The sequence below is a fragment of the Bacillus sp. NPDC077411 genome, from assembly GCF_044543425.1.
Taxonomy (GTDB): domain Bacteria; phylum Bacillota; class Bacilli; order Bacillales; family Bacillaceae_G; genus Bacillus_A; species Bacillus_A bruguierae.
On record NZ_JBITWA010000010.1, the window covers coordinates 1 to 6,085 of the forward strand.

Below are 6,085 nucleotides of genomic sequence, written 5' to 3' on the forward strand. Positions count from 1 at the left end.
ATATAGAGAAGTACCCAAGTGGCTCAAGGGGCTCCCCTGCTAAGGGAGTAGATCGCTTACGCGGTGCGAGGGTTCGAATCCCTTCTTCTCTGCCAGAAATTGGCCCGTTGGTCAAGTGGTTAAGACACCGCCCTTTCACGGCGGTAACACGGGTTCGAATCCCGTACGGGTCATATTAAAGAGATAGCATAATTTGCTATCTCTTTTTGTGTATAATGAATAGTTACTTCTCTATTTTAGCTGGTTTTCCTTGATTTTTATCCCGCTATTCGTGGGCAGTAATACTCCCACCTCATAATGGATCAAATAGAAGTATGAAATGATATACTGGATTTGTTTGTCTCATCTGCATCATGAATAATTGTTTGTAAAATAGATTCCCATATGTGGGGATCATCAGGTAAGAAATGTCCTGCATCTTTTATATAATGTGTTGTTACATGAGGAGTAGCTGAGGCTACTTTTTTTATTTCTTCTATTGAAGATAAAGTGTCGGCTGTACCATGCCAAATATGGATAGGAATAGAAATGTTTTGAAAATTAAATCCCCAGTGTTTTGCTAAGAGAGCAGGTTCTGCTACTGCTTCATCTACACTATTTCTTAACGCTTCTTTCATGTGGATCATAGTTAATTTAATATCTTCATCTGTTTGAATAAATTGTTGATCCCATTTGCATAAATGTCTATTTCCTTTTTTCATCCCTTGCATATATTTTTCAGGGTTCTTTTCCATTTGCTTTTTTTGAGCACGATATGCCCATTTTAATAGCAAAGGTAAGCGTTTGGAGATAAAGAAGGCAATTCGATTTTCGCGGCACATACTGGCTGGCGGCTCTTCATTTTCAAACGGAGTTGCACTAGAAACCATTTGTACGGATTGTAAGCGCTCAGGGATTTTGTAAGCACAGGCTGCTGCATAAGCGCCTCCGCCTGAGACACCTATAATAGAAAAAGTTTGGAGTTTTAGTTGATCTGCTATTTCATTTACATCTTCTGCCCAATTCAGAACTGTTCGATTCTGTTTTGGATCAGAGAGCCCGTAGCCAGGTCTATCTATTGAAATAAGTCGTATGCCTAATTGTTTCGCTACCATATCATCTGTTAATGCCCAAATTCTTGAACCGGGTGTACCATGAAACAGCATGACTCGTAATCCATTTGTTTTACCATATTCAATATAGGCTAACTTACGTCCGTCTTGTAAAGTTATGATGTGATCTTTCATATTATTCACTCCCATAATAAATTATAAACCGACTGTTCAGTCTAATCTTATAACGAGAGTAGTTTATTTGTAAATACTGGGATTTTCACTATATAATATAATATATTGGTAAAATGAAATACTGTATTATTTTTGTTCACAATCTAAAGAGAACGCTTCCATTAAAATCGATTCCATACTTAATATTATAACTTTCCCCTATATGTGATAAATTTCACAAATGGGTCATAAAATGTGAATACACTCACAAAAAAACGTGCTACAATATGTGTGTAAGGAAGTTAAACAATATAAAAACAGTATTTTAATTATTTACTTAAATGACAATGCTAATGATGATATTGAAAAATAGAGAGGGGATTTTACCATGAAAAAAGGTATTAACCGCGTAGTATTAGTAGGAACAGGAGCTGTAGGTTGCAGCTATGCATATTCTATGATTAACCAAGGTGTAGCTGAAGAGTTTGTTCTTGTTGACGTAAACGAAGCAAAAGCAGAAGGTGAAGCAATGGATTTGAGCCATGCGGTTCCATTTGCTCCATCTCCAACAAAAGTTTGGAAAGGTAGCTATGCGGATTGTAAAGATGCAGATCTTGTTGTTATCACTGCTGGATTACCACAAAAGCCAGGTGAAACTCGCTTAGATTTAGTTGAGAAGAATACAAAAATCTTTAAACAAATCGTTCGTGGTATTATGGATAGCGGATTTGATGGTATCTTCTTAATCGCAACTAACCCAGTGGACATTTTAACTTATGTAACTTGGAAAGAATCTGGATTACCAAAAGAGCGCGTACTTGGTTCTGGTACAACTTTAGACTCTGCTCGTTTCCGTTATATGCTAGGTGAGTACTTAGAGGTAGATCCACGTAACGTGCATGCGTATATTATTGGTGAACATGGTGATACAGAGCTTCCTGTATGGAGCCATACTACTATTGGTGTACAAAAGCTAGAAACAATTTTAGCGAACAATGAAAAGTACAATCAAAGCGAATTAGACGAAATCTTTGTAAATGTACGCGATGCTGCTTATCATATTATTCAACGTAAAGGTGCAACTTACTACGGTATCGGTATGTCACTATTACGTGTAACGAAAGCGATCTTAAACAACGAGAACAGCGTATTGACAGTATCTGCATATCTTGAAGGACAATACGGACAACAAGATGTTTACGTAGGTGTTCCAGCAGTTATCAACCGTCAAGGTATTCGAGAAGTTGTAGAGCTTGAATTAAATGCAGAAGAAGAATTGAAATTTGATCATTCCGTAAAAGTGCTAAAAGAGACTATGGCACCAGTACTATAATCCCAATTGTATAAATCCCTTTCCGGCCTCCCCTGTATATCCCTTTATTTCACCCCTTTACCGGAAAGGGTTTTTTTATGTTTTAATTTAATGGAAAACAATAACAGAATAGCGTTAAATTCCCCTTTTTTTTCACTAAAAAAATTATTTTAAAATAAAACGCTTTCAATAAATATTCGTCAAAATTCGATATTTTTCGGTTAAATTTCATAAAATTACCGCGAATTTCTATAAAAAAACGTATGTTTTTTTAGAAATTCGCAAGGATATTTCAATTTACTGAAGAATAGTAATAACATATTTAAAATTCTGTCATCTTGTGAGGTGAACATAGTGATTGAGACAAAGTGTAATGTGGAAGACATGTTATTGTTCCATGAAGAAAAGTTTTATGATAGCTATGAGATACTTGGTGCTCATTTGACGATGGAAAATGGGATGGAAGGTACACGTTTTTCCGTATGGGCACCTCATGCACAAGTTGTGAGTATTGTAGGAGATTTTAATGAGTGGAATAGCGAGATGCATGAAATGATACGAGTGACAGAGAAAGGGATTTGGTCTTTATTTATACCGCATGTTCCTCAGCAGGAATTATACAAGTATGCAATTCAAACACGAGAAGGGCATACTATTTTAAAAGCAGATCCGTATGCAATGTATGCTGAAGTACGGCCAAGTACGGCATCCGTTGTTTATGATATAAAAGGATACAAGTGGAAAGATCAGAAATGGTTTCAAAAAAAGAAACGAAAGCCGATCTATAATGAACCGTTAGCCATTTATGAGCTTCACTTTGGCTCTTGGAAAAAGAAAGAAGATGGGTCTTTTTATTCTTATAAAGAAATGGCAGATGAACTTATTCCGTATGTAACAGAGCACCAATTTACTCATATCGAAATTATGCCGCTCATTGAACACCCGTATGATCGTTCTTGGGGATATCAAGGAACGGGCTATTATACACCGACAAGTAGATACGGAACGCCACAAGATTTTATGTATTTTGTCGATGAATGTCATAAATATGGGATCGGTGTCATCTTAGATTGGGTGCCAGGACATTTTTGTAAAGATGCTCATGGACTTTATTTATTTGACGGGGAACCGGCATATGAATATAAAGATCTTGATGTGCAAGAAAACCGTGTATGGGGGACGGTGAATTTTGATTTAGGAAAACAAGAAGTGCGAAATTTCCTTATTTCAAATGCGCTATTTTGGATGAAGTTTTATCATATTGACGGTTTTCGGGTAGATGCGGTTGCGAATATGTTGTATTGGGAGCGAAATGGAGGGCAGGAAAGCAATGAGCATGCAGTATCATTCCTGCAACAGTTGAATGAAGCTGTATTTGCAGAAGATCCCACTTTTTTAATGACTGCGGAAGATTCAACGGCATGGCCACTCGTAACAGCACCGACTTATGAAGGTGGACTTGGCTTTAATTATAAGTGGAATATGGGCTGGATGAATGACATTTTAAAATATATGGAATGTGCGCCGGAGTATCGGAAATATATTCATGATAAAGTAACATTTTCGCTGCTGTACGCGTATTCTGAGAATTTTATTTTACCTTTATCACATGATGAGGTTGTACATGGGAAGAAGTCGCTGTTAAATAAAATGCCAGGTGACTATTGGGCCAAGTTTGCTCAGCTTCGTTTATTGTACGGCTATTTATTTGCACATCCAGGGAAGAAACTGCTCTTTATGGGTGGTGAGTTTGGACAATTTGATGAATGGAAAGACCTTGAAGACTTAGATTGGAGTTTACATGATTTTGAGATGCATAATTGTATGCATGATTATTTCAAGGAGCTCATAGCATTGTATAAGCGTTCTAAGCCGCTTTGGCAGCTTGACCATACACCGAAAGGCTTTCAGTGGATCGATGCGGATAACCGTGAACAAAGTGTTTTTTCGTTTATTCGCCAAGGAGAAAGAGAAGAGGATGTTCTCGTTATCGTTTGCAATTTTACAAGCGCGGTGTATGAAAATTATAAAGTTGGTGTACCGGCATTTCGCTATTATAACGAAATTTTAAATAGCGATAGTTCTGCATATGGCGGTTCGGGACAAATTAATAAAAAGCGATTAAAGACGATTATGGAACCTTATCATAATCAGCCTGCACATGTCGAAATGACAATACCACCATTTGGAATTTCAATTTTACGACCAGTGAAAACACGAAAGGGGAGTAGTAAACAAGATGGTTCAAAAACAGAAGTGCGTAGCAATGTTATTAGCAGGGGGAAAAGGTAGTCGTCTAAGTGCATTAACAAAAAATCTAGCTAAGCCAGCTGTTCCATTTGGGGGGAAATATCGCATTATTGATTTTGCATTAAGTAACTGTGCGAATTCTGGTATTGAAACAGTCGGGATTTTAACACAATACCAGCCGTTAGAGTTGCATAGTTATATCGGTATTGGAGATGCATGGGATTTAGACCGTGTAAATGGAGGGGTTACTGTACTTCCTCCTTATGCCGAGTCTTCAGGTGTGAAATGGTATACAGGAACGGCAAGTGCCATTTATCAAAATTTAAACTATTTAAAGCAGTATGATCCAGAACATGTTCTCATTTTATCTGGAGATCATATTTATAAGATGGATTATGCAAAAATGCTTGATTATCATATGGAACGAGAAGCGGATGTCTCTATTTCTGTTATTGAAGTACCTTGGGATGAAGCGAACCGCTTTGGCATTATGAATACAAATGAAGCGATGGAAATTATTGAATTTGAAGAAAAGCCGCAATTTCCAAAGAGTAATCTAGCTTCAATGGGAATTTATATTTTTAACTGGGCTATTTTAAAAGAGTATTTAGAAATGGATGCAAGAAATCCAGAATCTAGTAATGACTTCGGGAAAGATGTGATTCCGCTTTTACTAGACGAAGGTAAAAAACTTGTTGCGTACCCATTTAGTGGGTATTGGAAAGATGTTGGAACAGTGAAGAGCTTATGGGAGGCAAATATGGATCTACTTCAGGAAGATTCATCGCTTAATTTATATGACTTTGATTGGAGAATTTGTTCTGTAAATCCGAATCAGCCGCCGCAATATATTGCACCATCAGCAGAAGTGGAAGAATCGTTAATTAATGAAGGCTGTGTTGTTGAAGGGAATGTGCAGCATTCTGTATTGTTTCAAGGGGTAATTGTAGAGGAAGGAAGCAGAATTGTCGATTCAGTTATTATGCCAGATGCTAAGATTGGAAAGAATGCTGTGATTGAGCGTGCTATTGTTGCGCCAGGAATGGTTATTGAAGATGGAACAATTATTCGTCCAGAAAAAAATATAGAAGACGTTTTGTTAATTGCAGAGGAAATGTAAAGTGTGATGAATGATTTGTAAGGGAAGGTATATATAAATCCAAGTTAAAAAATGACAGAAAAATCCTTTTCTTTTTAGGTGGGCGAGAGCCTCTGGACATGTGTAGAAGCGGTCAGTTCCTTATTCTGCCACATGCAATGGTTTAAAACAAAGGGAGAAAGCGAGAGCAAGTCTTTTTTTGTTCTGCATAGCAGCAAT

At 37.2% G+C, this 6,085-nt stretch carries 4 protein-coding genes and 2 tRNA genes; 5 read left to right on the top strand and 1 reads right to left on the bottom strand.

Annotation, left to right across the window (positions count from 1 at the left end; genetic code table 11):
* Nucleotides 1-4 precede the first annotated feature (4 nt).
* Both ACIGHG_RS14095 and ACIGHG_RS14100 read left to right on the top strand, forming a co-directional pair.
* Nucleotides 5-95, top strand: a tRNA-Ser gene (locus ACIGHG_RS14095).
* Nucleotides 96-101: 6 nt separating this feature from the next.
* Nucleotides 102-173 (top strand) — tRNA-Glu (locus tag ACIGHG_RS14100).
* A 129-nt stretch (nucleotides 174-302) separates the two neighbouring features.
* On the opposite strand, the gene ACIGHG_RS14105 is transcribed toward ACIGHG_RS14100, so the two are convergent.
* Nucleotides 303-1,226 (bottom strand): alpha/beta fold hydrolase, encoded by a 924-nt coding sequence (locus ACIGHG_RS14105; protein ID WP_396548973.1) that lies wholly within the window; start codon nucleotides 1,224-1,226, stop codon nucleotides 303-305.
* Between the two features lie 367 nt (nucleotides 1,227-1,593).
* On the opposite strand from ACIGHG_RS14105, the gene ACIGHG_RS14110 reads away from it, so the two are divergent.
* The 3 genes from ACIGHG_RS14110 (at nucleotide 1,594) to ACIGHG_RS14120 (ending at nucleotide 5,887) form a co-directional block, all read left to right on the top strand.
* Nucleotides 1,594-2,538 (top strand): L-lactate dehydrogenase, encoded by a 945-nt coding sequence (locus tag ACIGHG_RS14110; RefSeq protein ID WP_336473564.1) that lies wholly within the window; start codon nucleotides 1,594-1,596, stop codon nucleotides 2,536-2,538.
* 363 nt (nucleotides 2,539-2,901) lie between these two features.
* Nucleotides 2,902-4,809, top strand: a complete 1,908-nt coding sequence (gene glgB, locus ACIGHG_RS14115; protein ID WP_396549118.1) for a 1,4-alpha-glucan branching protein GlgB — start codon at nucleotides 2,902-2,904, stop codon at nucleotides 4,807-4,809.
* Nucleotides 4,757-5,887, top strand: a complete 1,131-nt coding sequence (locus ACIGHG_RS14120; RefSeq protein ID WP_396548975.1) for a glucose-1-phosphate adenylyltransferase — start codon at nucleotides 4,757-4,759, stop codon at nucleotides 5,885-5,887. The genes glgB and ACIGHG_RS14120 overlap by 53 nt, the downstream gene beginning before the upstream one ends.
* Nucleotides 5,888-6,085 lie beyond the last annotated feature (198 nt).